This is a genomic window from Gammaproteobacteria bacterium (assembly GCA_041395725.1).
In the GTDB taxonomy this organism is placed as follows: domain Bacteria; phylum Pseudomonadota; class Gammaproteobacteria; order Pseudomonadales; family Pseudohongiellaceae; genus NORP240.
In genome coordinates this window covers 634,974-660,181 of the sequence record JAWKZW010000001.1, presented here as the reverse complement: position 1 = coordinate 660,181, position 25,208 = coordinate 634,974, and the positions used below count along the sequence as shown (strand labels likewise).

24 protein-coding genes, 1 pseudogene and 1 other annotated feature are annotated in these 25,208 nt (G+C 50.6%); of the genes and pseudogenes, 15 read left to right on the top strand and 10 right to left on the bottom strand.

Translation table 11 applies throughout. The features are described 5' to 3' along the window. The first annotated feature begins 179 nt into the window (after positions 1 to 179). The 5 genes from R3F50_02935 (at position 180) to R3F50_02915 (ending at position 6,654) form a co-directional block, all read left to right on the top strand. A complete protein-coding gene (locus R3F50_02935; protein ID MEZ5489254.1) occupies positions 180 to 1,220 on the top strand; it encodes a thymidine phosphorylase in 1,041 nt (346 codons plus the stop codon). Between the two features lie 285 nt (positions 1,221 to 1,505). Then, entirely contained in the window at positions 1,506 to 2,288 is a 783-nt protein-coding gene (locus R3F50_02930) for an outer membrane lipoprotein-sorting protein (protein MEZ5489253.1), read from the top strand. An 11-nt stretch (positions 2,289 to 2,299) separates the two neighbouring features. Beyond that, a complete protein-coding gene (locus tag R3F50_02925) occupies positions 2,300 to 3,049 on the top strand; it encodes an ABC transporter ATP-binding protein (GenBank protein ID MEZ5489252.1) in 750 nt (249 codons plus the stop codon). Next, the gene (locus R3F50_02920; GenBank protein MEZ5489251.1) at positions 3,027 to 5,501 is read left to right on the top strand and encodes an FtsX-like permease family protein; all 2,475 of its coding nucleotides are present in this window, start codon (positions 3,027 to 3,029) and stop codon (positions 5,499 to 5,501) included. Before R3F50_02925 ends, R3F50_02920 begins: the two co-directional genes overlap by 23 nt. Further along, entirely contained in the window at positions 5,494 to 6,654 is a 1,161-nt protein-coding gene (locus tag R3F50_02915) for a hypothetical protein (protein ID MEZ5489250.1), read from the top strand. The genes R3F50_02920 and R3F50_02915 overlap by 8 nt, the downstream gene beginning before the upstream one ends. A 393-nt stretch (positions 6,655 to 7,047) precedes the next feature. On the opposite strand, the gene R3F50_02910 is transcribed toward R3F50_02915, so the two are convergent. Beyond that, on the bottom strand, positions 7,048 to 8,367 hold the full coding sequence (locus tag R3F50_02910) for an APC family permease (protein ID MEZ5489249.1): 1,320 nt from the start codon (positions 8,365 to 8,367) through the stop codon (positions 7,048 to 7,050). Positions 8,368 to 9,218: 851 nt separating this feature from the next. On the opposite strand from R3F50_02910, the gene R3F50_02905 reads away from it, so the two are divergent. Both R3F50_02905 and R3F50_02900 read left to right on the top strand, forming a co-directional pair. Then, positions 9,219 to 9,521, top strand: a complete 303-nt coding sequence (locus R3F50_02905) for a hypothetical protein (protein MEZ5489248.1) — start codon at positions 9,219 to 9,221, stop codon at positions 9,519 to 9,521. Beyond that, positions 9,521 to 9,697 (top strand): hypothetical protein, encoded by a 177-nt coding sequence (locus tag R3F50_02900; GenBank protein ID MEZ5489247.1) that lies wholly within the window; start codon positions 9,521 to 9,523, stop codon positions 9,695 to 9,697. The genes R3F50_02905 and R3F50_02900 overlap by 1 nt, the downstream gene beginning before the upstream one ends. A gap of 322 nt (positions 9,698 to 10,019) precedes the next feature. On the opposite strand, the gene R3F50_02895 is transcribed toward R3F50_02900, so the two are convergent. The 5 genes from R3F50_02895 to radC all read right to left on the bottom strand — a co-directional run bounded on the left by R3F50_02895 (position 10,020) and on the right by radC (position 15,142). After that, positions 10,020 to 11,024: an amidohydrolase family protein gene (locus R3F50_02895; GenBank protein MEZ5489246.1), complete on the bottom strand. Its 1,005-nt coding sequence runs from the start codon at positions 11,022 to 11,024 to the stop codon at positions 10,020 to 10,022. Positions 11,025 to 11,827: 803 nt separating this feature from the next. After that, positions 11,828 to 12,595: a hypothetical protein gene (locus R3F50_02890; GenBank protein ID MEZ5489245.1), complete on the bottom strand. Its 768-nt coding sequence runs from the start codon at positions 12,593 to 12,595 to the stop codon at positions 11,828 to 11,830. A gap of 530 nt (positions 12,596 to 13,125) precedes the next feature. Beyond that, a protein-coding gene (locus R3F50_02885; GenBank protein ID MEZ5489244.1) for an IS3 family transposase occupies positions 13,126 to 14,348 on the bottom strand; the annotation gives its coding sequence in 2 pieces (ribosomal slippage) (positions 13,126 to 14,069 and positions 14,069 to 14,348; 1,224 coding nt in all). Further along, positions 13,954 to 14,070 (bottom strand) — a sequence feature (AL1L pseudoknot). It overlaps the preceding gene by 117 nt. A 111-nt stretch (positions 14,349 to 14,459) precedes the next feature. Next, a complete protein-coding gene (locus R3F50_02880) occupies positions 14,460 to 14,675 on the bottom strand; it encodes a JAB domain-containing protein (protein MEZ5489243.1) in 216 nt (71 codons plus the stop codon). Then, complete coding sequence (gene radC / locus R3F50_02875; GenBank protein ID MEZ5489242.1) at positions 14,672 to 15,142, bottom strand: DNA repair protein RadC; 471 nt, start codon at positions 15,140 to 15,142, stop codon at positions 14,672 to 14,674. The genes R3F50_02880 and radC overlap by 4 nt, the downstream gene beginning before the upstream one ends. Before the next feature lie 467 nt (positions 15,143 to 15,609). Between radC and R3F50_02870 the strand changes: the two genes are divergently transcribed. Further along, positions 15,610 to 16,146 (top strand): hypothetical protein, encoded by a 537-nt coding sequence (locus tag R3F50_02870; GenBank protein ID MEZ5489241.1) that lies wholly within the window; start codon positions 15,610 to 15,612, stop codon positions 16,144 to 16,146. Between the two features lie 178 nt (positions 16,147 to 16,324). Here the strand turns inward: R3F50_02870 and R3F50_02865 are convergent. The 4 genes and pseudogenes from R3F50_02865 to R3F50_02850 all read right to left on the bottom strand — a co-directional run bounded on the left by R3F50_02865 (position 16,325) and on the right by R3F50_02850 (position 18,948). Next, a pseudogene (locus R3F50_02865) lies at positions 16,325 to 16,541 on the bottom strand (IS91 family transposase). A gap of 162 nt (positions 16,542 to 16,703) precedes the next feature. Continuing rightward, the gene (locus tag R3F50_02860; GenBank protein ID MEZ5489240.1) at positions 16,704 to 17,921 is read right to left on the bottom strand and encodes a tyrosine-type recombinase/integrase; all 1,218 of its coding nucleotides are present in this window, start codon (positions 17,919 to 17,921) and stop codon (positions 16,704 to 16,706) included. Beyond that, positions 17,882 to 18,073, bottom strand: coding sequence for an excisionase (locus R3F50_02855; GenBank protein MEZ5489239.1), 192 nt, complete (start codon positions 18,071 to 18,073; stop codon positions 17,882 to 17,884). Before R3F50_02855 ends, R3F50_02860 begins: the two co-directional genes overlap by 40 nt. A gap of 179 nt (positions 18,074 to 18,252) precedes the next feature. Further along, positions 18,253 to 18,948, bottom strand: a complete 696-nt coding sequence (locus R3F50_02850; protein MEZ5489238.1) for a S24 family peptidase — start codon at positions 18,946 to 18,948, stop codon at positions 18,253 to 18,255. An 83-nt stretch (positions 18,949 to 19,031) separates the two neighbouring features. Between R3F50_02850 and R3F50_02845 the strand changes: the two genes are divergently transcribed. From R3F50_02845 to R3F50_02815, 7 genes are all read left to right on the top strand, one after another. After that, on the top strand, positions 19,032 to 19,334 hold the full coding sequence (locus R3F50_02845; GenBank protein ID MEZ5489237.1) for a hypothetical protein: 303 nt from the start codon (positions 19,032 to 19,034) through the stop codon (positions 19,332 to 19,334). Continuing rightward, complete coding sequence (locus R3F50_02840; GenBank protein ID MEZ5489236.1) at positions 19,321 to 20,781, top strand: ParB N-terminal domain-containing protein; 1,461 nt, start codon at positions 19,321 to 19,323, stop codon at positions 20,779 to 20,781. The genes R3F50_02845 and R3F50_02840 overlap by 14 nt, the downstream gene beginning before the upstream one ends. After that, a complete protein-coding gene (locus R3F50_02835; GenBank protein ID MEZ5489235.1) occupies positions 20,768 to 21,370 on the top strand; it encodes a DUF2857 domain-containing protein in 603 nt (200 codons plus the stop codon). Before R3F50_02840 ends, R3F50_02835 begins: the two co-directional genes overlap by 14 nt. After that, complete coding sequence (locus R3F50_02830) at positions 21,360 to 22,613, top strand: STY4528 family pathogenicity island replication protein (GenBank protein ID MEZ5489234.1); 1,254 nt, start codon at positions 21,360 to 21,362, stop codon at positions 22,611 to 22,613. The genes R3F50_02835 and R3F50_02830 overlap by 11 nt, the downstream gene beginning before the upstream one ends. A 188-nt stretch (positions 22,614 to 22,801) precedes the next feature. Continuing rightward, complete coding sequence (locus R3F50_02825) at positions 22,802 to 23,542, top strand: TIGR03761 family integrating conjugative element protein (protein ID MEZ5489233.1); 741 nt, start codon at positions 22,802 to 22,804, stop codon at positions 23,540 to 23,542. Positions 23,543 to 23,547: 5 nt separating this feature from the next. Continuing rightward, positions 23,548 to 23,943 (top strand): hypothetical protein, encoded by a 396-nt coding sequence (locus R3F50_02820; GenBank protein ID MEZ5489232.1) that lies wholly within the window; start codon positions 23,548 to 23,550, stop codon positions 23,941 to 23,943. 34 nt (positions 23,944 to 23,977) lie between these two features. Continuing rightward, the gene (locus R3F50_02815) at positions 23,978 to 25,066 is read left to right on the top strand and encodes a ParM/StbA family protein (protein MEZ5489231.1); all 1,089 of its coding nucleotides are present in this window, start codon (positions 23,978 to 23,980) and stop codon (positions 25,064 to 25,066) included. Positions 25,067 to 25,208 lie beyond the last annotated feature (142 nt).

The following is a 25,208-nucleotide window of genomic DNA, read 5'->3' as shown; positions in this document are numbered from 1 at the left end:
TACGCAAGGACACAAAGATAGAGGGCAATGAGAGTAAGTAAGAAAGCCTTTAACGAAGGCTTGAAAACTCTTCAGATCGAGCTGGTACTGACTACTTTCTAGGAAATGATAGATGTTAAGGAAACCACAACACGATAATAATATGACTGTGATTGACATGTTAAAGGTTGTAGAGGCCAATGGTTGAGAAAAGGGTGGGGATTTCGTGGGAAGACAATGAGCGTGTCTTTGACAACCATTGCACAGGCGGAGTTCCAGGAAACAGAACCACACCTATAGTAGTAGCAATCGCTAGTGCTGCAGGGTTAGTTATTCCGAAAACTTTGTCTCGGGCAATCACTTCGCCAGCTGGAACGGCAGATACACTAGATGCCTTGTTTGATGTGCAATTTGAAATATCGGAGATGAAACGCATAGTTTCAGAGGTTGGTGCCTGCTTGGTTTGGGGCGGCGCCATAGATGTGGGTCTCGCCGATGATGTGATGAATCGAATTGAACGGGCATTGAATCTCGATAGAGAAGGTCAGTTGGTAGCATCAGTCTTGTCTAGAAAAATCGCTGCAGGATCCACCCATGTCGTTATAGATATGCCTGTTGGTAAAACAGCTAAGGTGAAAACGGGCCCAGAAGCAAATCGACTAGCCGGCTTGTTTGCACGCGTGGGGAAAGCTTGTGGGATTGAGGTTCGCTGTGTATTTACAGAGGGCAGCCAACCGGTAGGATCAGGAATTGGACCAGTTCAAGAAGCGATAGACGTATTAGCGGTGCTTAAGCTTGATGAAGATGCGCCAATCGATCTTCGGGAAAAAGCGTTATTACTTTCAGCTAATCTGATAGATATGGCGGCATCCTGTGGAATCGAAACGGCCACCGAAAAGACAAGAGATATTCTGGACAGCGGGCTGGCCTGGAAGCAATTTCAAAAAATTGCTGATGCTCAAGGTGGCATGAAAGACCTTGAGGAACCAACATATGCCAGCATTCAGGCTTCACCGGAAGGAGGCAATGTCAAAGCGATTGATAACAGGCGCCTTACTAGGCTGGCGAAATTGGCTGGTGCTCCGGTTGACAAGGTAGCCGGGCTTCGCTTGTACGTGTCGGTAGGGGAAACAGTAAACCCTGGCGACCCGCTTTTTACATTATTCAGCGCTAGCTCCGGGGAGTTGAAATACGCGTTAGATTATTATGACCAGAACAACGACCTGATTGTTATCGGATAAACAGGATTTTGACGTGACGTACGCTACACCAATACTCTCTTACCTTCTAGGATGTCCACTGCGAGAACCGATATGCCGGAGTCAGCCTACGATGCTTGGTTTTTTTAACACACGAAGATTTCCGGATGGGCAGACTTGCCTGCAAAAATATACGGAGATATTAGAAGTTGATTGTACTAGTTACGCCGAATTATCCCATCCTGATCTCAGAAACATATCCTTGAGCTTTCCGGTATTACGTAGAAGTTCAGATCACACCCCTCTACTTGAAATGGGAGAAAATCATTGGTTACTACATCAGCACTTCGATATGCATATGTATTTCTTTTATTGGCGTTGGTTTCGTTAGCGGCAATTGCCCAACCTCAGCCTACAACCAATGAAGCAACTGAATTAATAAGCAAGATGGATTCCTTGTTGTGGTCAACAACAAATCAGGGGCGGTTTGTTATGACTATTGAAACCGAGTATTGGCGGCGGGAACTCGAACTCGATGTGTGGATGCATAGGCCAGACAATACCTTCATTAGGGTACTGTCACCGAGAAAAGAGAGGGGTATCGGATCATTGCGGCTTGGCTCTGAGATGTGGAATTACATTCCAAACATTGATCGTGTAATCAAGGTTCCTCCTTCCATGATGCTTCAACCATGGATGGGATCGGATTTAAGCAATGATGACTTAGTTAAGCAAAGTAGCATAGTGACGGACTATTCTCATGTTTTGGTAGAAAGTGAAAATTCTGGAAATGGTGATCTTGTCAAGATCGTATCTACTCCTAATTCTGATGGGGCGGTTGTATGGGGGCGAATCGAGTCTTGGATTCACTCCGAGAACGGAATACCCGAAAGGCAGTTGTATTTCGACGACGTTGGTGAAGAAGTTCGAGAACTAAACTTTTCAGAAGTTAAGTTTATGGATGGTAGGGAGATTCCAACACGTTGGGTGCTTCGCCCTTTCGACGATGAAAATAGGCTTACGATTTTTGAAATAGTCAGTATCAAATTCGATCATGATATAGATCCAACTATTTTTACGCAGCGCAATCTTCGATCACAAAATATTTGAGAGAAGAAATTATGTCATTGGTCGAAGTCAACAAGGTAAGTCGTCACTTCTCCACCGGGCCATTTGTTGTAAAGGCCTTGGACAATGTGAATATAACGATCGGAGAAGGCGAGTTCACTGCGATGGTTGGGCCTTCGGGTTCAGGAAAAACGACGCTACTCAATCAGATCGGTGGTCTCGACCGTCCTGACTCAGGCTCGATATTTATAGCAGGAACTGAAATTACGGACCTCAATCGAAAACAACTTACGGACCTTCGTCTTTGGAATATAGGATTCGTATTTCAGGAGTACAACCTGATTTCTGTACTTACTGCGCTTGAAAATGTTGAGTATGTGATGACGTTACAGGGTGTTGGCGCTAGAGAACGACGAGAACGTGCACAAGCCGTTTTGCAGCAGGTGGGGTTGGAACAAGAGGGAGGTAGACGTCCCAACGAATTGTCGGGTGGTCAACAGCAGCGCGTGGCCGTTGCAAGAGCAATCGTCAGCACTCCGGCAATAGTGCTTGCCGATGAACCTACAGCGAATCTTGATAGCAAAACAGGATCGGATCTACTGAAACTGATGCGTTTGCTAAATATTGAACAGGGGATTACGTTTTTGTTTTCAACTCATGATCCCATGGTTATGGAGCGTGCGACTCGGATCATACAGTTGAAAGATGGTCGTATAGCCAGTGATTTACAGGATGCCGAATTGCAGCAATGGAGGAGATCAGCACAGGGGGCAGCTAACGATGCTTCGACTCGCACTTCGTAACTTTGTACGCAATACGCGGCGTTCTGTAGTAACCGTGAGCGCTGTTGTGATCGGAGTGTGGGGTCTGATTTTTATCTGGGCATTTATCGATGGGGTAAATGAACAGATGATTACTAATAATATCCAGTATCTTACCGGGCATCTAAAAACACATCGACAAGGCTATCACGACGAAAAAGAATTGGCATTATCCTTGTCAGAAGAAGAGCCAGAGATCTTCGATCAGTTACCAAGCGGGTCAACATATGCTCCAAGAATAGAAAGTTTCGCATTGTTAAGTAATAGTGATGCGTCAGTTACGGCCGCGGTCTATGGTGTCGATCCAAATAGGGAAAAGTCAGTCACGACGCTGCATCGGACAATTGTTGAAGGACGATATTTGGACGGCGGCGATTTGGAAATCGTTATTGGGCAAGTGCTTGCTGAAGAGCTTGGTGTTTCGATAGGTGAAGCCGTGGATGTCATCGTACAAGCCGCCGATGGTTCAATTGGCGCCGATAGATTCCGACTTGTCGGTATTTTTGATTCAGGTATAGACACTCTAGACGAATCATTGGCTTTTCTCCCCATACAAGACGCCCAAGAAATTTACTCGATGTGGGGTCAATACAGTGCCTGGAGTATAAGACTGGCAGATCGTCAAGATGTTGCCGCTACCAGTGAGTTGCTAACTGACTCCCTTGGGCAGGACTATGAGGTGTACGCGTGGGATGAGCTGCTCCCATCTGTCGTTCAGTCGGTAAAGTTTCATGAAGCAATCGCCTACGTGGTGCTCACCATAGTCTTTGTTGTTGTGACTGCAGGCATTGCAAACACTTTGTTAATGTCGGTGATGGAGCGTACGCACGAATTCGGTGTGATGCGCGCGATGGGTACTCAGCCACGACAGATTGTATCGCTCGTTATCTGGGAATCACTAGCTATAGCTCTCGTTGGCATCGTGCTTGGTAACGCTGTTGGAATTACCTTTACCAGTATCTGGTCTGAAAACGGCATGAATCTGTCTAACTTTACCGAAGCTATGGAAACCATGCCTAGTCTATCTGGAATCGTTTACCCGCTGCTGCGCTTGGATCACTTGATACTAATATCGGGTGCTGTCTTCTTGATTTGCCTGTTACCAGCAATAGCACCCGCGTGGAAAGCCTCTCGTTTAAAACCAGTGGAAGCCATTCGAGGTGTACGTGAGCATTCCCACATAGCGAGCAAGTTAGAACAATCAGTGAGATTCCCTTCCCATTGGCTGTGGGGGCAACTCGCATGGCGAAATATGTTTCGCAATCCAAAGAGGTCAGCTATTACTGGGGGAGCAAGCGCCTTTGGCATGGCATCGTTTATTTTCCTTTATGCCTTTACCGACGGATTCTTCGAACAAATGATCGACAATTCGACTCAGTTGCTTACCTCGCATGTTCAGATAAAGATCACTCAAGTTGGCAAGAATGAAGAGCTATTCGATAGTTTGTCGGTAGCGACAGACCTGACACAATATCCTGAAATCATAGCCAGCAGTGAAAGACTGACAGTGCCTGTGATGGTGAGCAGCACAAAGCAAGCCCTGCCGGTAGATTGGGTAGGAGTCGTGCCGACAAAAGAAACTCAAGTAACCCGGATACATGAACTTATTGTCAGGGGAGTATACCTGGATGCTGAACAGGAAGGGATAGTTATCGGTCAATCTTTGGCTGAAGATTTGGAAGTCGATGTTGGGCGTCGTGTCGTTATTACTGTACAGGATGAACAGAATCAACTTGTCTCATCAGCTATTCGTGTATCCGGAATTCTCAATACAGGTAGTGAACTATTTGACAATGGTTACGCATTCAGTTCTATAAACCACGTACAAGAACTCATGGGAGTATCAAGTTCGTCTATTAGTCATGTCGCACTGCGCCTAGACAATCGCAATTTGAGTGCCAGTGTGGCGGAAGAGATTAATGGGCAATTACGCGACTCAAATTTACAGGCATACCCGTGGGAGTCAATCATGCCGGTCGTAGTCCAGATGGTGGATATGACACGAATTGATTTTTACCTCATTCTCGCTGTCATTTTTCTTATCGTGTGTATAGGGGTAATGAATGCGATGCTAATGTCGGTCCTCGAAAGGACCAGGGAAGTTGGCGTGTTACTTGCGTTAGGTACTAGGCCTGCACAAGTGACTAAGACGCTGATAATTGAGGCATCCTTTATTGGAGCAGTCGGTATATTTATTGGGCTGTGCCTGGGTGTACTAGTGGCCAAGTACTATGGTCTACAAGGCATCAACCTTTCCGCTTTCATCGACAGTATGGCCGCTATACCGGGTATGACAGATAGAGTTTACCCGCATCTTATCGCCAGTCATCTTATTGTCCCTATGGTGATGCTCTATGCCGCCGGGGTATTTGTTTCCCTCTATCCGGCAATCAAGGCTGCACGGCTACAACCTGTGGAGGCCATTCGTGGCTAGGCAAGTATTGTTTGGCCTATTCTTAATCCCGCCAATGGTAGTTATGCAACCGGCGACCGCTGAGGTAACCGGGTATCTAAAAACGCTCTGGTTCGACACGAAGACGCTTGTCGAGCCCGAAGAAGATGTGTCTCTTGGCATTAACCGTGCGCGCCTAACCTGGCGGGAATCTATCAGAGAAGCATCGCTGTTGGTTAGCTACGATCTCGAATGGCAGTTTGGGAGCTACCTTGCTTCATCACAATATGATTTACAAAGGTTGTTACAATCCGATCCCTATTGGGACATACAGGGCCAATGGCAAAAATCGCGCCATCAACTCGTCAAAAATGGCGTATATCGTGCCTACTTAACAATACCGGTTGGACCTGTAGACATGCGTATGGGTCGTCAGCAGCTCAACTGGTCCCGAACCTTTTTATGGAGCAGCTTCGACAGATTTAACCCCTACAATCCCTTGCAACTGGAGCCCGAAGAACGCCAGGGAGTGGATGCAGTGCAGTTTGTCTGGAACTTTGATAACGGGCACAGCGCTGAAGTCGTTGGCGTAGGCAAGGATGATGACGTGAACGGCAACAAAAACCCCTGGGGATTACGTTACCGCGGTAATTTCATGTCTACAGATCTTGACGTGATGCTGGCTGATTTCGGGAGCACTCGGTCAGTTGGTGTAGCCGCCGCCGGTCAATTGGGGAGTGCCGGATTTCGCGTTGAGCTGACACAAAATTGGTCTGATAAGTTGAAGCTTGGGACGAGTCTTCGCAACTACCAGGATCTTGTATTCAGCGTGGATTATACATTTGCCAACAACACAACCATTATTGGTGAGGCGCTCTACCGCGGAGATGGTTCGTCCAGTCCAGAGTTCTACGATTACCAGGATTTTCTGTCAGCAAGCCGGACCGATCTGGCAAAGCGGTACCTGGGAGTAGTAGTTAGGCGTGGATTCGAACCAATTGCCAGACTGGATGCCAGTATTTTATACAACGTGGAAGACGAGTCTTTGGCGCTGATCCCAAGCCTCATATATAGCCCCGGGGAATATGAAGACCTGCAACTGAGAGCCGGAGTTCAGATTTTCAATGGACAGCGAAATTCGGAATTTGGTTCCTTGGAGAATTTGGCCTTTATTGAGTTGCAGTGGTTCTACTAATCGCAAAATCGCGCATTGAATAAGTGAGAGATTGAAATGGTTTGTTTATTTTGCCGTATGACAACAAATATCAAATGGCTTCGGATTCCTTTGTGTACGATTTGCCGGGACCAGTTATATGATTTTTTTTGGGTTACTTGTGTACAGATTGTTGTTTGGCTATCGGGTGCGATTAGTGGAGTAACTTTTGTCATCGAAGAAATAGTACTATTTAGCGTACTAGTCCTAGTAAAACACCGGATTCCGGTCCCGTGGAAACACGAATCATGATTAGTAAAAAATTTAGAAAGAACAGAGTGCCAACGAGCTCGTGAAATACAGCAAGAGCAGACTCTCTGTGGCGGATGATCGCGTGGGCCTCAATCAGAAAATGATTGGTTGTGACACCAGCCTTCAGTGGTGGCCGCCATGCTCTCCCTTTGCAGTCCAACGCGACAGAAATGTTCGCTCATAGATGAACACAGCGGCTATAGCAACAACCGCAATAACCACGATGCCCGGATCGGATTGCAGCTTTAGGGCGCCGAAGACAACGAGCACCAGCGCGTCAAGCGCGATTGCCGCGATTAACACCCAGCTCTTTGCACCAATCTCGTGACGCAAATGGCGGAACACGCCCCAATGAACCAGAATATCCATCACCAGGTAGAAGAAGGCACCAAGCGATGCAATTCGGCTAAGGTCGAAGAAAACGGCCAGCACTGATGCGATTACCACTGTGTAGACTAGCGTATGTTCTCGAATGGGACCAGACATACCGAAATGGCTGTGCGGGATCATCTCCATTTCGGTCAGCATTGCCAGCATGCGCGAAACAGCGAAGACACTCGCGAGGAGGCCCGAGGCGGTAGCAACGACCGCAAGCGCGATAGTGAAGTAAAACCCGTATGGACCGAGTGCCGGCTCCGCGGCTGCAGCCAGAGAATAATCCTTGGCGGCTACGATCTGTTCAATCGAGAGGCTGGACCCGACAGCGAAGGCGACAATGAGATAGACGAGCACGCAGATTGTAATAGAAAAGATAATAGTGCGGCCGACATTGCGGTGTGGATCGACCATTTCCGCACCACTGTTGGTAATAGTAGTAAACCCCTTGAACGCGAGGATTGACAGGGCGACAGACGCCGTGAAACCTGCGATTGGAATTGCATCGACCGATTCTGCGGATGCGGGCTCAAATGTAAATCCACTGGCCGCAAGCGCTGCGATACCGAAGACTGTAATACCGACTATCTTCAAAAATGCCATAACAACCGAGAACAGGCCCACAGAGCGGTTGCCTGACATATTGACCAAATAAGCGAAGACGATAAGCCCAACAGCAAGCACAGGCACCAAAATACTATCCGCATTTAGATCAAATAGCCTGAGGACATAAGTGCCAAAAGTCCGGGCAACAAGGCTCTCGTTAATTACCATCGAGAGCGCCATCAGCAGTGACGCCGCCGCCGCGACCGCCGCCGGTCCATAGGCTTTCTGCAATATCATCGCAATCCCACCAGCAGACGGGAAGGCGTTGGACATTTTCACATAAGAGTAGGCACTAAATCCGGTAACGATCCCACCTACGATGAAGGAGAGTGGGAACCAGGGCCCTGCCAGCTCTGCAATCTGCCCGGTGAGGGCAAAAATTCCTGCCCCGATCATTACACCGGTGCCCATCGCGATGCCGCCGATCAAAGTAATGCTGTTCGCCTGATATTCAGATTTCATTGCGCCCTCCTCGGGCCCTACAAAGTTCTATTTTGAGTTTGCATGTTACCATTTAGCATTGCTCGATACATCGACCTATCACAGCAACCTTCATCCAGCTTTCTCTGGGACAAACTCAATTCACCGGCCATTCAAAAAACGGTTTAGCCGACCATGCCCCCAAAAGATAAGCTTCTAAAAACCAGATCGCCGGACAAAGTGTCCACACCCCATGAGAATAGGTCACCTTTGTGATTAGGCACTCTGCGGCAATCTGGTTTGTGGTAGTATTTGACGAAATACTGGAGCGAGCCGGGTTTAGTGTCTACTACCTATCCTCCTACCCAATAATTAAGGTGGAGAAGGTTTAGCGGTGAGATCGCCGTGTTGGAGCAATGTAAAACATAGGGCCGAGATGTGGAAGTGTCGATTTTCGGTGTGGCAATATATGAAGCCATTTTCTGGAACTCATCAAAACTCACTGGAACTCATGGGTTTTTACTATTTCACAACCAAAGTGAAGATTGAGCATAAGTAATTGATGCTAACTTAGCCAGAACGGTTCCGAGATTTCGCACGTATAAAAAATTGTTGACTTCAACACCACCTTACATAACTGTAATCTAATTGATACGACTATAAATATTAACCAACTGAGAAAGCATCATGCAGCGTGCAGTTTTCTTCATACTAGCGTTCTTTCAACTGTCCCCGGCCATATCACATGGCCAGGACAATGCTATGCTTATTGAACAGATCGCACAAAAAAAATAGTCCGCGAATACTTTGACAAAGATGGGTCTCTCCAGAATAAACAGATTTTCTATACAGGGAAATTAGAGCAGGAAGGTGATGCCTATCAGAAAGATGTAGTGGCCGAACTTTATGATGAATACGGCCAGCTCACGGAAAAGTACACAACTACTTATCAGTGCAGCCCGGATGAATTCAATATTCTGCTAAATGTGTTTCCCTTTACTGATCTCGATGACGAAACGATCAAGGTGGATGTCACGTCGGATGATTTTCAGCAACTATATGACCTGGGCAGGGGAGGTGAATTGGGGGATATCCACTTGACGATGAGTGTTAAGTCCGGCTGGCTAAGCTTCTTTGGCTCCAAAAGCCAGGTTACTATAAAAAATAGAAACACAGAAATACTGGGCCAGTCTTAATGATACGTAGCGAAGCTGTGTTCAAGGCATATATGATGGGTATTCGCATAAGAACGATTAACTATGTGGTGGAGGAAATTCTGACTAATGATTTTGTATTGCGACGTCAGCAGTTTACAGAAGAAGACGGAGACTGGTTTACTATGGAATATGGGCAAAACATAGTTGAATTTTAGCGCAATAGAAGTGTTGCGCCAGAACACATTAACCCGCCCTTTCGAAAAATATAAACTTCTCACGCTAAGGATACCCTTAATTCTATTAAAATGCTCTTCAGTGCTAGCCAATACATCATCATTTCTAGAAATTTCCCTCAGGGCTTCGGGTTAGCTTAGCTCATTGAAGATAAAGCCAGTTTTTTACATTTAAGAACACCACAACCTTCACGCAATCGAACGATAAACGTCACGACTGATCAGCGATATAAACGACTCGCTGATCTTAGCCAGCTCACCGTTTCGGCGTTCGCATGTTACAGGGTAGTCAAGAACCTGTAAGCTACTGACATATCTGTGGCGCACGATAGCCGAGCTTCAATAGGCGAAAGTAGTTTTCGCCCAGGGCAATGTTTCTGAAAGCTTCATCATCTAACCATAGGTTGATCCTGCTCGTTATCTCCAGTTCTTCACGATACACTTGAAAATCCTTAGTATGTAGTGCGACAAAATCTGTTCCAGGCAACACTCTATCTGAGTAATCATTGAGAAAATTGACATACAATTCTCTGCTCTTCATTTCGCCAAAATAATTGTCGTAGATTACTCGCCACGAAATGTCTATCATCAAATTGGGGTTCTGATCGAGTAATGACTTCACAATTGCAATGTGCTGTTCGGCATTGTAGTTTGTCAACTCTGCGGAGAGACCCATGTGTACCCAGACAACTTTATTCTTTGGATACAGTCTCAATACTTCTTCTATTAATCCTCTATACTGAGTTGGGTTATTGTTATTACCCAAATCGGCATGAATCGCAATGGGTATGCCTCTATCCTGAAGTATTTGCATAAACTCGCTCCACTCGGCAATCGAACCAATACTTGCTGCCCTGTGACCATTCCCAAACAGCGCCTGTTTTACCAGGTTCACTTCACCCATCCACGTGAACAACTTGGGGTATTCCCGGTCCAGTAGTGAAATCTGCGGTGCAACTTCTGACGGTTCTGCCAGGTCCGGAAAGCTCATGGACAGAGTCAGGTGAATATCATCACGAGCATGTTCCAGATAGTTCGAGGCATTGCGAAAATCGTTTCTAATGCTCGGCACTACCTCGACATCGGGGCAATCCAGGTAGTACTCACAACCAGAATCAATAGGTAAAGTCTGACCGATGCCATAGGCATTGACGAATAACACGCCTGTACGACGAAAGTAGTCATACAGATCATGCATAGGAATGGCATTGCCACCAAAAGGACGAAAATGGTTATGAGAGTCTACGACAGAGGTGTAGGGCTGCGAGCTGCGATCGTAACATTGCTCATTGCCCGGACTAAGAAACATATCAAGTGTCCGGGGGTTGTTGGCTACCAGTGGATTCGACGAGTAAACTTGAGCCGTCTCACACCCATTCAAGAACAGCAGCAATGTTGATACTAGCGAGACTTTTAAGAGCATGTTGAACATAATAATTGAAGTGTACTTGTAGTGACCAACCTAACCGGGGGCGATTCAGGGTTTAATTAATTTTCAGTCATTCTCGGCGATACGCCACCGTTGTGCATATGCAGCCGTTGCCAGTGGCGATTGTTCATCAAATAGTAATCGTTGCACAGACTTTTCATTCTGCCCGTATTCCACAAATGACCTTAACTAGAGTGGAAGGATACTATTGAATCCTTCCACCATTTTTTTGACCGTCTATCTAGCTTCTTCCAGTGACCTAGAATTGTGCTGACGCAAACAGCTCTCAGAAAAAATATTGTTGCAGCACTTTACAGTAGGTTACTGAACAGGATTTCCTGGCTGGAAAATACAACCTCAAATTATTGGGCCGATTCTTTACCCAGAGAAGTCCGAGTCTAAAGATCGGCCACATCTTTGGACCTGAGGTCTGCCAGTATCAGCCGGATCACCAGAAGATCAAAGGGCTCAGAGTAAAATCTCAACCAGCCTTGACCTAGCCCTGGCATTTCTCGCAGGTTTCGATGCCGATATTGAACACTCGTTTAGCATGCTGGACCCAAGTCGAAAACGCGAGGCGTTTACTGTTAGAGAAAAAGACGCAAAATCGAGTTCGGCTCTCCCTCCGCCCGTTTGTCAATGCTGGTAGGCTAAAAATAAAATTGTGGGGACAGCAACCGTTACTATCTTGTTAGAGTGTCATTTACCAGATTGACATCAAGATGCTCCTGCACCCTTTGCCTCAGATCCAGTAATTGATTTTGGTCACCTATAGTCAGCTCAACAACATTGGAATTGCCTCCCCGGCTAATCGTAATACCTGGAATGTATAAAGGACAACTTTCCATACCTATTCGACCCCGGGTCCGCGCGAATGCGGCGTGGCAACGCATGTGAGCAATGGCGGCATTGACATCAACACCCTCTTTGAAATTCAGGCTGACGCCTCCAAAAACCTCCTCTGCAGACTCAACCTGCCCTATCAATGGAGAGGTCGCACGTGTCTCGGGTGGAAATGCTTTGCATTCGGCTTTCTCAAATGTCTCTAGTGCTTGAGCTGCCGCCAAGTGATCAGCCGCATGACTTTCAAGCTGCTCTGCGGAATCTAAATGGTTCAGGCTTGGATTGTAGCTACTGACATCCCAAAAATAGTCGTAGTACGCATATCCGTATGGATTGTATGGGTCCCAATAAATGTTGGGATCGTAGTAAATCGCAGTGTTGCCCAGATAGCCGAGCCGCGGTCTAGATGCTCTCTCCGGATCATACTGCTGAAAATGCTCGGTCGCTTGCTGTTGCTCCGCTGCAGCCACTGCACGATGAGCCTCTGCGCTCATATCATCCGGTCGGGTGCCAGAAGATGCGCAACTTTGTAACGTCGCAACTATGATCACCGCTGAGCTGAATAGCGGCCAATTGCTTGAGCGTGGAAAAAATTTACTCTTGTTCACTACATAGCCCCTTCGTTTTACTTGTTTCAATATCTACGATCAACGCCGGATGCCTCAGGCGAAACCATCGCTGCGCCAACTACATTCTCTGGAAACGCTTTTAGACAAGCAATCACATCGTCGACGACGCGCTTCAATACCGTCGGTTGTAGATGTTGGTATCGCCAATGATTTTACGATGACAGACACTCAATTTTTGCCATTTCTGTAACTTTAAGCGTTAATGCGCGGTCATGCTCTTCTATGGAAGTGCTATCCACTCTTGCGGTGGCTGATAAAATACCTATAAGCCGCATTATGCAGTATAAAACTAGATTAACCGATATCAGCTTACGAGATCATGACTTGAGTATTACATATTTGTAACTATAGGGACGTAGAGGTCGAGATGTGGCAAAACAAAAAAATAAGATGCCGTTTGATTGCAAGGTGCGAGACTTACGCAGGAATAGATGTCAGAAAAACTCAAACGGCGGCAGCACAGCCAATTTTGAATCGCCCCGGGAACACCGGAGACCCTTTTGTGTGAGTCAGGGTACGCTGGCTGACTCTTCCAGCTGTTCATAGTAAGTCTGCTCAAACTCCACAGGTGGTACATCACCGATTGGGCCAAGTAGCCTGCGCTGATTGAACCAGTCTACCCATTCCAGGGTGGAATATTCCACCGGATCAATCGATTTCCAAGGCCCGTGTCGATGAATTACCTCCGTTTTATACAAGCCGATGATAGACTCCGCCAGGGCATTGTCATAAGAGTCACCTGTTGTGCCCACAGAACACTGTATGCCTGATTCGGCAAGTCGTTCGGTGTATCGTATGGCCAAATATTGACTACCTCGATCACTGTGATGGATGAGTCCCTCAGTATTTCCTCGAGCCCATAATGCCTGCTCCAGGGCATCCAGCACCAGCTCCGCTTTCATGGAGCGCGACACCCGCCATCCCACGATTCGACGTGCGAATACATCAATGACGAAAGCTACATAGACCACACCGGTCCAGGTAGCGACGTAGGTAAAATCTGCAACCCAAAGCTGGTTCGGTCGATCGGCCCTGAACTGGCGTTGCACCAGGTCAGCAGGTCTGTCTGCTGACTCATCAGGGATCGTCGTGCGGTATTTCTTGCCGCCGCGGATTGCGCCTGAAATACCAAGTTGCGCCATCAAACGTTCCACCGTGCACCGGGCCACTTCCCAATTCTCCCGGTTCAATTGCCGCCAGATCTTCCTGGCACCATAGACCTGAAAGTTGTCTTCAAATACACGGACAATCTCAGGTATCAGCTCTGCATCTCGATGTGCTCTGGCCGGTAACCTTGATGGATCGGTCTGGCGTGCCTTGGCTTCGTAATATGTCGACGGGGCGATTGGCAACTGCTTGCAAATCGACTCGACCCCATGGGCATCTCGATGTTCGTCAATGAACGACACCATCACTTCGGTCGGCGGTCGAGCTCCGCCTGGGCGAAAAAAGCTGATGCCTTACGTAGGATTTCGTTAGCCTGTTTCAGCTCCCGATTCTCACGTTGCAGCTGCTTCAGTAGCGCCTTCTCATCCGTTGTCAGCCCAGCTCGTTCGCCTTGATCCCGTTCTGACTGGCGAACCCATCGGCGCAGCGTCTCATGCGTACAACCAATTTTGGCTGATACCGATTGAATTGCTGCCCATTGAGAACTGTGTTCTTTTTCCGCTTCCCGTACCAGGCGTACGGCCCTTTCCCGGACTTCCGGGGCATATCGATTTGATCTACTCATTACTCTATCCTCTCAAAGAATAGAGTCTCCGGGAATACCGGGGCGATTCATAGGCTAGTGAGCAAATAGGAAAAGACCTGCAAGTGTATTACGTGCAGGTCTTTAAGTAGTTCATATCAAGCCTCTCTCGGCAAATGCGAAAGAAGAAGCATTACCAACAATTATATGATCCAGTGTTCTTACGCTTACTAACTCAAGAGCAGATTTTAGCTTGTTGGTAATTGCTATATCTTGTTGAGATGGTTCTGTGCATCCTGAGGGGTGATTATGACAGAATATTACTGCACCAGCATTCAATTCCAACCAAAAGTGTAGCCATCCCTTCACAACAACCCCCGCTCCGCAAAGCTCACCAGATTCTCAAGTGATCCTACGACCACATGGTCAAGAACACGTATATCAACAGTTCCGAGCGCGGCTTGCAGTTTTCTCGTAATCTTGATATCCGCCCGGCTCGGCTCTGCCACGCCTGAGGGGTGATTGTGCGCAAATATACACGCGGCTGCATTGCATCCAAGCGCCTCGCGCACGACTTCTCTCGGATACACAGCGGCGCCGTCAATCGTCCCGCGGAAGAGCACGTGCTCCTTGATCACACAGTGCTGGTTAGTAAGGTAGAGCGCAATAAACGATTCGTATTCCTGCCCAACAAAAAGCGTCGCAAGGTATAGCTTCGTTTCACCCGAAGACGTGAGAACTGGACCACGATAGAGCTTTTCTCGAAGTAGGCGTCTTGAGAGCTCGAGCGCTGCTGCGAGCTTTGCCTCCGCTGGCTCACTCCCGTTTCCCAACATTAAGGGAAAAAGCTCTCCCGAGTAGCGCTTTCGCGTCCGTGTCTTCCCAATGACAATCGAAAGCAGTACTTCAGTGGATAGATTTTTAGTATCTATGTCGATCTCCTAATACAAAGAACATCCGATATGCATCATTGAAAGAATCTCCTAATGAGAAATGGGGACAATATTTCTTAGGGACGATTCGTCCCTCCGCGTATAGAGCCAATGATTTCCAATTCTTTAGATGTGAACGCAACAGAATCTATTTCACTCATCGGGTATGCAAACGCTCGGAATCAGCAACCGCGCTTTGGCATAAAACAACAGGATAAGCTTTCTCACATCTATACTATCGGTCGCACGGGGGCAGGAAAAACATCTCTCCTTACAACGTTAGCACTCCAAGACATACTGGAGGAACGTTAACTCTGCGTTATTGACACTCATGGCGATCTTGCCGAGCGACTCGTAAAATCAGCGCCCTCATGGCGAGAATCCGATCTCATATGATTAAAGTACCTGATCCCGATCAGCCCTACGGACACAACCTGCTGAAAGGCGTGTACCCGGATTGCGCATCGCTTGCAGTCTCTGGCACCAGGGAGGCCCTCAAGAAGCTCTCTGACGATGCCCAGTGTGTTCGTATGGAACATGTTCTTCGCAATACGCTCTATGCGCTCATAGAGGCCGGTGGCTTTGTCCTTCCCGACATCCTCTCCATGCACACCGGCCAGGATTTCCGCAGAATAGTACTTCCGCGCATTGAAAATGAGCAACTGCTTGGATTCTGGAAGCGTGGGTTCACCGTATACAAACCCCACTACCACCAGGACATGATCGCACCCATCCAGAATAGAACCGGAGCCTTCCTTGTTGATCCAAAGCTTAGACGGATATTCACGAGCCCGCCAGAAAACTTAAGTTTTAGTTCCAACATGGACAATAGCAGAATCCTCATCGTCAATGTCTCCAAGGGACGGCTCGTGGAAGAGGCGCCAATCAGCTTGGCGCGCTCCTCGTGACCACACTTGGCCTTGCGGCCATTATTCGAGGCGACCAGCCAGAATCACAGGTGACAAGTCAAAACAGATCCCGTTGAAAAGTGGAAAAAAATTTTGTGGGCATCTACTACCCCAATTATGAAAAATAGTCCCTTTCCTAAGTGTTAGGCACTACTGTGCTTTCTGGCCCTTATGATTTGGTCAAGCCGGCCTGGTGGGCCGGGTGAGTGGAGATAGTGCGGGTGACGATGCTCAGCACTCTGCCCATCAGTTCCGGGTAGGCGGCAAACAGGAAGCGCGGGGAAACGGGACGGGCAGCACCAACTGGCAGATCGGCCTGGCCGGCAATACCACGTCCACCAGCAGAGTGGCGCTTTCCACCATCGGCGGGCGCCGCAGCTGGGGCAGAAGCCTCTACTGTCACTGTCAGTGTAGTCCGACTCCTGGAGGGAGTCCTAGCTAGAGCGAGGCTCGGGGCCTGGGAGTGTCAAAGCGAGTATAGAAGCCAGACACACTGAATCAATTGTTTTCATAGATTTTAGGAGGTTGGATGGATCATTATCAATTGAACATACAATTCAACACGGATACGCTGGTCGCAGCTCCTTAACGCCCTGGCCGAAGTTGGACACGAAAACGTGCCGCCGTTGCTGTTCTCCCTGATCGACCCAGCGCCCATAGTGCCGCATGATCATCTCGGTGGTCTTGTGGCCCATCTGTTGGGCAACGAACAATGGGTTTTCGCCGCCCGACAGTAACTGACTGGCATAGGTGTGGCGGGTTTGGTACGGATTGCGGTAGCGCACCTTGGCAGTTTTCAGCACATGTTTCCAGGGTCGCTCCAAATGCTCATAATCGATGAAGGGGCCTTTGTCGCCCGGTCGGACAAAGATGTAGTCATTGCCGACAAAGCTAAATTGTTTCTGATGCTTCAGCGCCTCATAAGCGGATGGGAGCAGTAGTACCTTCCGGTTGCTGGCCCGGGTCTTGGTTTCCTTTAATTTGCGTTCGACCACGGCCCGTTGAATATGCACCTCCTGCTGATCCCAATCGACATCACCCCATTGAAGGCCAAACAATTCTGATGTTCTCAGTCCGGTGAAGAACGCAAACTTCAGGAGATTCCGAATGCGCGGATCATAGATTAGGGCGCTCTGTAGCACCTTGTCGATTTCCCGGGTCGTAAACGGATCCACTTCATAATCGGTTTTGGCCTGGCTACGATCCACCAGCTTGCTGACCTTGATCTTGTCCAGCGGATTGCGGTCGATGATATCGTCATTCAACGCCCTATCCAGAACGGCGCGCAGCGGGGTCAAATCATTGCGGATGCTTTTCAAGGTCCCGCTACGCTCCCGAATCCAGGCGCGAATGTGTTGTGGCGTTAGATCACGCGCACGAATGTCGCCAAACTGGCTGAACAGGTGAGCCTGACAACTTTTCCGGTAACACCGGTAAGTGCTGTGAGGGTGCGTGCGCTCAATATCCTTTAGCCACTCTTCAATCAACTCTCGAATTGTGATCTGGGAATAGGCATGCCCCAAGAGTCGTGCCCGCTTCGATTCCGGAAAGTATTCCTCGTACTTGAATGTCTGTCTGGCAATAGCGCCTTCGACTTCGGCCTTCAGATTGACGGCGTAGCGTTGATCACCTTTCTTGGATGGGTCCAGCGCGGACAGCGTCTCCTTGCACTGCACGCCGCGATACTGGAATTGTATCTCGATCGTCTGCTTGCCACTGGCGTAAGTGCGTACCCTTACGCCCTGCGCGAGCTTAACAGACCGCTCTCTACCCATTTCTCAACGGCCTCGACATTGATCCACAACGTGTGATTCCGCACCTGGCAATGAACACCATCCAACCAAAGCCCTTTTTTGCGTCGGGCATGAACCGCATTGGCGGTGTCACCGCTCAATTCGCAATACTTGGGTAGCTTTACCCATTTCATGATTCGGGTCCCTGTGGTCGATTATGACCCGGGGCCAACTTCCCGTTGTGCTAATGGTGAAGCGTTGGCCAGCCTGGTCTGGATGGTCAGAACATTAGCATCGAGCTAATTATAACTTCAAGGGGGAGGGCTGGCTATCTTTTTATCAGCGAGCTAAATGGCACGTGGACCGCAAGAATTCACACCACTTCGCCCTTGAACACGATGACGCCGCAGATCGTCGCTTCTTCATCCACTTCGATGATGCGATTCGGCCAGTCGGGATTGAGCGCCTTCAGGTACTGCTTGCCTTCCTCAATGATGAGTTGCCTAAACGTCGCTTCGTTGGATTGCTCGAGGAGGACCACCACATACTTACCGTGGTCCGGTGTGACACAGGGATCGATAAAAATCAGATCCCCTTCGTGGAATTTGGGCTCCATGCTGCTCCCGCGAACCCTGAGTACGAAGGATTCCGGGCTGCACCTTACCGGGCAGGGTAGCATTTCCGTACTGTAAGCGGGCACGGTACTTTCAGAGATCTCATCCCAGTTCCCGGCCCGCAACCATTTCCCGACCTGCACCCAGGAGATCAAAGGATGGAGTTTCCCCAAATCGGGACCAGCGTGGGCATTGTGTTCCTCTTCTTGTCCCGCCTTGCCGGTATGTGGTGTATCCATCCAGCCCTGAGGCTTCTTCATGGCCTTTTCCAGTTTTTCAGCCAGCTCGTCTCCAATCGAACGTGGAGTACCCTTTTTGGTAGGCAGTTGATTTCTTACCTGGCTCAAGTAGGAGCTATTGGTGCCGGCCACGCGCGCCAATTTGGCAGCTGAGCCAGCCTCGGCAATCAAAATATCAAGGTTGCGGAGCCTGACCTGATTATGTTTTAGCGTCATGCGAACTACTTTATCAGAAAATTTAGCAGAATGATAAACAAAAAAGAGCCTCGGCTTGTGGAAGGATTGTTTGCGTGGTGCTAATGTTTCTAAGTATGGAGCTAAAGGAATTTCTAAAGATTGCCAGCAAAAGGGAGCGGGCCGATGTCGCGGCGGCGTGCAACGATTCGGTGTCCTACCTGTATCAGGTCGCCGGCCAACATCGTTATGCCAGTCCGCTGATGGCAACGCAGATTGAGCACTTTACCCGCATCGTAGCTGGGCTGTCCGATGGTCGATTGGAGCCCGTGCCCCGAGCCACGATGGTTCGTCACCCGGAAATCTTCTACGGCGTGACCTCAGCGGATGATGCGCAAGGTACAGGTGGCGACGATGTCAGCGCTTGAGCAAATACCCTCAGCGGACAACCTGGCGCGCGTGGAGGTGAGCCGCATTCATCACTATGCCCGAAACCCGCGCCGGCAGCCAAACCCCGAGTACGCACGGATCAAGGCATCGATTCAGGCGGAAGGTCTGGACCAGCCCCTGGTATTGTCGCAGAAGCCCGGAGAGTCGGAATACGTCCTTCACAGTGGAGGCAATACACGGCTGCGGATACTGAAGGAACTCTTGGACGAAACGGGCGATGAGCGATTTCGCTGGGTCGAATGTGTCATCAAGCCCTGGTCGCAAGAATCCAATGTCCTGTTTGCCCATCTACGGGAAAACGAGCTACGCGGAAGTCTGCCTTTTATCGACAAAGCGCTGGCCGTATTCGAAGCGAAGGCGTTGTTGGAGCAGGAGCTGGCCGTCGACAGCTTGTCCCAGCGCCAGCTGGAACAGCACTTCAAAGAGCGTGGCTTCGGTCTCAGCCACAGCATGATTTCCAAAATGGGCTATGCCGTCGCAGTCCTGTGGCCATTGATGCCGAAGGCGCTGGCCGCTGGCTTGGGCCGACCCCAGGTGGAAAGAATTCGTGCCCTGGAGCGTGCCGCCCAGGCAATTTGGGATCGACACAGATTGGGTGATGACGCCGACTTCGAAGGCGTCTTTGCTGAGTTGTGTCGCCGCCACGACAGTGCCGAGTGGGATATCCAGCCACTGCACGATGCCCTGGTCAACGAAATCGCGGTGGAATCCGAACAAAACCGGCAAGTGGTTCATCTGGAGATGGAGGCCTACCTTGCCGGCCGGCCCTTCGACTTTGCTGATACCCCCCTCGACGACCGACAGGAAGGGCCAGATGAGGAAATCTGGTCAGTGGATTCCACTGACGGTGAGCCAATTTCCGGCGAGACTATCCCGGAGCAGATTCCCGCTGAGGAGAAATCAACGGCGTGTATCCATAGTGCCGGGAAGTACAAGGATGTCGGTACCCTGCGGGATCAATTGTGGGACCGCGCCTCGGCATTGGCGGTTGCCCATGGGTTGACTGCGGTGCTCAAACCGCTTCCTGATCAGGGGCTGGGTTTCTTGCTGATCGATGTGCCACCACAAGAACTGAACGATGTGCTCGATCCTGACACCTTTGGCCTGGTATCGGCACTCTGGTGGCAGCTGGCCGCCAGCTCGGAGCTGACCTCGGCGCCGGTCGATTGTGTGCTGGCGCATCTCGATCAGGATTCAGTGCTCTACCAGGCGCTGGCATCCCATGATGCCGAGCTGCTCTTTGGTAGCGTGTGGACACCGGATCCGGGGCATCTCAGCAGCCAGCTATGGCAGCTGCTCAATCCGCCGGACTGGCAGAGTCTGCTGCAAATGATGGAATTCTACCGGTCCATCAAACGACTCGCCTTCGATGCCGGCATCGAGCTATGGGCATCGCCAGAGTATGAGTGCGATGTCGTCCAATAAGGAAGCCGATCTCACGACGGCCGTGCTGCTCTATGCCATGCGCTGTCTGGCAGAGGGTGACCAGCAGGCACTGCGCGCCATGAACTTTGGTCCCAAAGAGTTGGACGCTCTCAAGGAAATGAATCTTGCCGATCTGTATAGGGCGGATACGCTCCGAGTGCATTGCCTGAAGATTGCGCTGGATCGAACGGTTTTCTGGCCGATGCTGGACAACTTGCGTCATCAGCGGGAATCCGATGAGCTGCAGCGCGAACTATTGGTTGCCGATGCCCCCCTGGAGATGATGCGGCAACTGTTTGGTTGGAGCTCGCGGGAATACACGCGCTGGCGTCGACTGCTGACGCTGGCACCTTCCGTGGGCAGGCCACCGGAGCTGAATGAAGCCGATACCCACGCCCTCTGGTATGCATGGCAGGCGCGGATCGAGGGACGCGAACAAAATGCCTTAAGTGCGTCCGACTACCTCGACCTGCAGCAACAGACCGGTATTGGATTGCGTTCGATCTGGGCATTGTTGCAGCGTTGGGAAACCTACGGCGAAGGCATCAGTGCCATACCGTCCGACCGGGTTGCTGAGCATGGCGCATGACGAAGAGGCGCTACGACCGGAGACGCTGGCTTTAGACGCACTGATCAAGGCGACCGTTGCCAAAGTCCGCGAACAGGGCGATCCATCGCGGCCGGATGCCATGTTGTTCATGGGCAATTGGCACCAGGCTGTACCCGCCATGGTCATTCAGGACCCGGTACTGGAACCGGTCGATAAACTGGTGTGGATGGTCATCATGCTCCATGCCAGAGAGACCGGCGGGCGGACGGCATTTCCCGATTACGACACCATCGCGACGAAAACCAATGTGGCGTCCACCTCCACAGTTTCCCGAGCTATCGCGATTCTGCGGTTGACGCGTTGGTTGACCTTGTGTGCGAGAGTCCGGCAGACAAGTGGCCGCTTCACCGGCAACGTCTACAGCCTTCACGATGAACCCCTGCCGCTGGCCGATGCCCTTTTCCTGGACGCGGGTTACATGGCGTTCGTCACCCAGGCGCAAAACCATCACCACGCCCGCGTGCAGCGCGTTGCTCAGGCCGTACTGGCGAGTTTGGATCAGACTATTCAGGCGGGCGAGTTGGGTCGACAGGAATCGCCCATCGAACGCCGCTTACAGGCAGCGCAACATCTGTCCGGGTCCAGCCGAAATCAGCACAAAGGCGGTCGCTATTTTACGTTTCATGCCGCCAGCCTCGAGCAACTGAAAAAGCCGGTAGACACCAGGGTGGTTGAACGGCCGAGCCAGCACCAAAATTCAAAGGCGGAGGCAGAAGAACACTACAGTAGTCGTTGTAGTAGTGATTATAAAAAAACAACTACAACAACCACTACAACAAATACCCACAATGATAAGAAAGGTTTTTCGCAGTCCAGTTCATCAGGATCGCTGCCATCGGAACACCCACTGATCTACCCACCACGGTTGTCTGACAACCAGAAGCGCTTAGCTGATCGCTATCTGGCGATGATCGATCCCGAAGATCGGCAATTGGTGTTGGATGAGTTACAGGGTCGACTGTCCTCTGAGCAGAAGGGCATGAAGCCCGTCTATGATGAGCTGCGGTTCCTGCACTCACTCTGCAAGGCGGCACAGAAAGGCGAGTTCGTTCTCAACCTGGGCATCAAGGTCGTCGAAGCACGACAGCACAGAGCATCCCATGGGCGGCCGCCGGAAGGCCCAGCGCAGAAAGCCAAAACCGCCGAAGAGCGGGCCCGTTCTCGGGCCTATGGTCGCGAACAGTTGGCCAAGTTGCGGGACTTGTTGAACATGGACAAGTAACGCCCATCCCCGCAAGCGTCATCAGACAAACCGCGTCATTCACGAAACCGTTGCACTGCTTCCAGTGGAACCACGCGATCGCACTCCGCAGTAAATGGCAGCATTGCCCGGGGGGATACTCTGTGGTTCAGTCGCGTCGTTTGTGGATTCATAGACCCTGGTAAACAACCTTCAGGGGAACGAAATCCATGCAATCACATGCAGAACCCTCGCTTGAATCAGTAGATTCGAATCACCGTGAACGTGGTCCTGGCGCCCTTCAGGGCGAGGTCTGGTTGACGGTTCAAACCTATCAGGCACAGAGCCTCATCCGGGGTCGGCGGGCTGGCGAGGGGAAATCCGCCATCGTCGGCCTGATCGGCTTTGCCGATCGACTGAAGTCACTCTGGCAAGCCATTCGCTTTGACGACCCCTACGCGGACTGGTGGCTGCTCAAAGTGGAAGAGGGTATCGCCGAGATCCGCGCTCAGTTTCGCGAATTACAGCAGCGCTTGGATGCATTGATGGCACCGGCCAACAGCGCTCTGGAATTTTCTGTAGCGCAATCCAGTCGTCCGCAGCGGGTATCACTGCAGTTCGCCAACCCCTACGCTTTTCGTGCCGCCCAGTTGCTGGGCGAATACGACCAGCTGATGTGCACCGAGCTGACATTGCATCACTTGGGCCTCGACATTCCCAAGGATCTCACCGAGCAACTGTCGGGTAGCGGTCGCTGGGTGCGGCGAGTATTTGCATTGCCCCAGGGTTATCACTGCCTGGATATTCGTCGCGCTGACATTCGACAAGGATCACCAGAGGCGCTCAAAGCCATCGAACGGATGGGTGAGGTTCCTCAGGAGATTCTGAGCGGTGACAGATTGCCCTCCTTGCGCCCCGCAGTATTTCAACCAATTGCAACCAGCCTCCCTGCCGTCTCAGAGGATGCCTGATCGCCATGGCCGCCAACACGCTGAAGCAGATTAGCGTTTTGCTGGATACGCGTATTCCGCTGGAAGCGATGGTGCTCCAGCGTCTGCACCGCTTACCCAAAGATCGACAGAACGAGTGGTTGCGGCAGCTGGTGTTGACCACCTTTCGCAGCGAATGCCAGGTCCTCAAATCCGAACCCCCGTCGTCGACGCGTGCTTCACTCACGCGTCCCCCAGATCTGAGCGGTCCTATGCAAGGCAAGCGCGCACCTGACCAGACCAGTCCGCAGACAAGTGGGACCATTGCCAGCCAGACCAATGACTCACACAGCGGCACACAGGACAAAGATAGCGCGCGTCCCGCGCCGATTGCCGAGGCAGCCAAGCCCTTTACACACCTGAAGCGAGTGATCGGTGCCTAAAAACACAAAATCCTGAAACCTGGAATCACACGATATGAACGAACTGACCGATCAAAAATTTATCAAGTCCGATGATCCAACCCCGCCCACCAATGCAATGGACGTCGGGCAGGCGGGCCTGGATGATGGTTACGCCTATACCAAGGTGGCATTACCGGACGGACGCCTCGTCGCAGTACCGTCCCGGGCACGCATGGGATCGTCAGGTGTTACCTGGATCCATGACGATGAACAAAAGATCTTCGAATACGAAACAGGTGGCACCGTGTATTCCGTCGGCGCCGTTGATGGCGAACCCACCCAGTTCGATGAATACCCGGGTTCGGCACTGAACCGCGTGATCGTTCAGCATGCGTTGCAGCAGGCGGGCTTTTCGGGTCGATCCGTCCATGTGGTGACCGGGCTGCCGGTCTCGGCGTTTTACCGGAACGATGGCGAGCAGCGTCGACAGGTGATCCAGGAGAAAACGAATAGTCTGAAACTAACCGTCGAACCCGTGGTGTCTCACAAAGTAGGGCATCGAATGCAGAAAGTAAGTATCGCGTTTCACGAAGTCATTCCGGAAGCCCTGGCGGCCTGGTATGACTTTGTCATTGTCATGAACGATGAGGGCGTGACCCTGGATGCGGATCGCGTCAACGCGCCTATTGCCATCGTCGATATCGGCGGGCGCACGACCGATTATGTCGTGGTTCAGGACCAGGGCATCGTGCACGGATCCTCGGGCTCGCTCAATCGTGGCATGTTGAACGTCAAACAGAGTGTGGCCAATGGCATACAGGAACGCTTCGAACTCGGCGAACTGGGTGAGCAAAGCATCAGTCGCGCAGTCGAGACGCATCGATTGCGACTGCATGGCAAAGATCACGATGTTTCAATGATGGTGAAAGAGGCCAAGCGCGAACTGGTCGAGCGGCTCTATACCGAAACCCGCCGCAAACTCGGCCTCGGCATGGAGCTCGATCGGGTTTTGTTTGTGGGTGGCGGTAGTGCCGCCCTGGCCAGCGATATCGCCAACTGGTTTCCCAACCAAACCATTGCCGACCATGCGGCCTTTGCCAATGCGCGGGGAATGCTCAAATACCTGCAATTCGTTTGCGACAGCCCGGTAAAGGCGGGTTAACGACTTTGTACGTGGCCACTGCGGTCTCAGTGGCAAAGAAGATGTCAGCGGATTGTGCAATCGACATCGCGGATTTTCCGTCAATCCAATGTCAGGGCCTGCCCTGATTTTACTCATCCTGCCGGGAACACGATCCCGCCAG

Coding starts and splice junctions, on each gene's coding strand:
- R3F50_02925 (MEZ5489252.1), top strand. CDS start 2,300: ATGTCATTGGTCGAAGTCAACAAGGTAAGTCGTCACTTCTCCACCGGG.
- R3F50_02850 (MEZ5489238.1), bottom strand. CDS start 18,948: ATGACGCTAAAACATAATCAGGTCAGGCTCCGCAACCTTGATATTTTG.
- R3F50_02935 (MEZ5489254.1), top strand. CDS start 180: ATGGTTGAGAAAAGGGTGGGGATTTCGTGGGAAGACAATGAGCGTGTC.
- R3F50_02815 (MEZ5489231.1), top strand. CDS start 23,978: ATGAACGAACTGACCGATCAAAAATTTATCAAGTCCGATGATCCAACC.
- R3F50_02845 (MEZ5489237.1), top strand. CDS start 19,032: ATGTTTCTAAGTATGGAGCTAAAGGAATTTCTAAAGATTGCCAGCAAA.
- R3F50_02840 (MEZ5489236.1), top strand. CDS start 19,321: ATGTCAGCGCTTGAGCAAATACCCTCAGCGGACAACCTGGCGCGCGTG.
- R3F50_02870 (MEZ5489241.1), top strand. CDS start 15,610: ATGGCGAGAATCCGATCTCATATGATTAAAGTACCTGATCCCGATCAG.
- R3F50_02910 (MEZ5489249.1), bottom strand. CDS start 8,367: ATGAAATCTGAATATCAGGCGAACAGCATTACTTTGATCGGCGGCATC.
- R3F50_02895 (MEZ5489246.1), bottom strand. CDS start 11,024: ATGTTTCTTAGTCCGGGCAATGAGCAATGTTACGATCGCAGCTCGCAG.
- radC (MEZ5489242.1), bottom strand. CDS start 15,142: ATGTTGGGAAACGGGAGTGAGCCAGCGGAGGCAAAGCTCGCAGCAGCG.
- R3F50_02920 (MEZ5489251.1), top strand. CDS start 3,027: ATGCTTCGACTCGCACTTCGTAACTTTGTACGCAATACGCGGCGTTCT.
- R3F50_02830 (MEZ5489234.1), top strand. CDS start 21,360: ATGGCGCATGACGAAGAGGCGCTACGACCGGAGACGCTGGCTTTAGAC.
- R3F50_02855 (MEZ5489239.1), bottom strand. CDS start 18,073: ATGAAATGGGTAAAGCTACCCAAGTATTGCGAATTGAGCGGTGACACC.
- R3F50_02860 (MEZ5489240.1), bottom strand. CDS start 17,921: ATGGGTAGAGAGCGGTCTGTTAAGCTCGCGCAGGGCGTAAGGGTACGC.
- R3F50_02900 (MEZ5489247.1), top strand. CDS start 9,521: ATGATACGTAGCGAAGCTGTGTTCAAGGCATATATGATGGGTATTCGC.
- R3F50_02835 (MEZ5489235.1), top strand. CDS start 20,768: ATGTCGTCCAATAAGGAAGCCGATCTCACGACGGCCGTGCTGCTCTAT.
- R3F50_02825 (MEZ5489233.1), top strand. CDS start 22,802: ATGCAATCACATGCAGAACCCTCGCTTGAATCAGTAGATTCGAATCAC.
- R3F50_02820 (MEZ5489232.1), top strand. CDS start 23,548: ATGGCCGCCAACACGCTGAAGCAGATTAGCGTTTTGCTGGATACGCGT.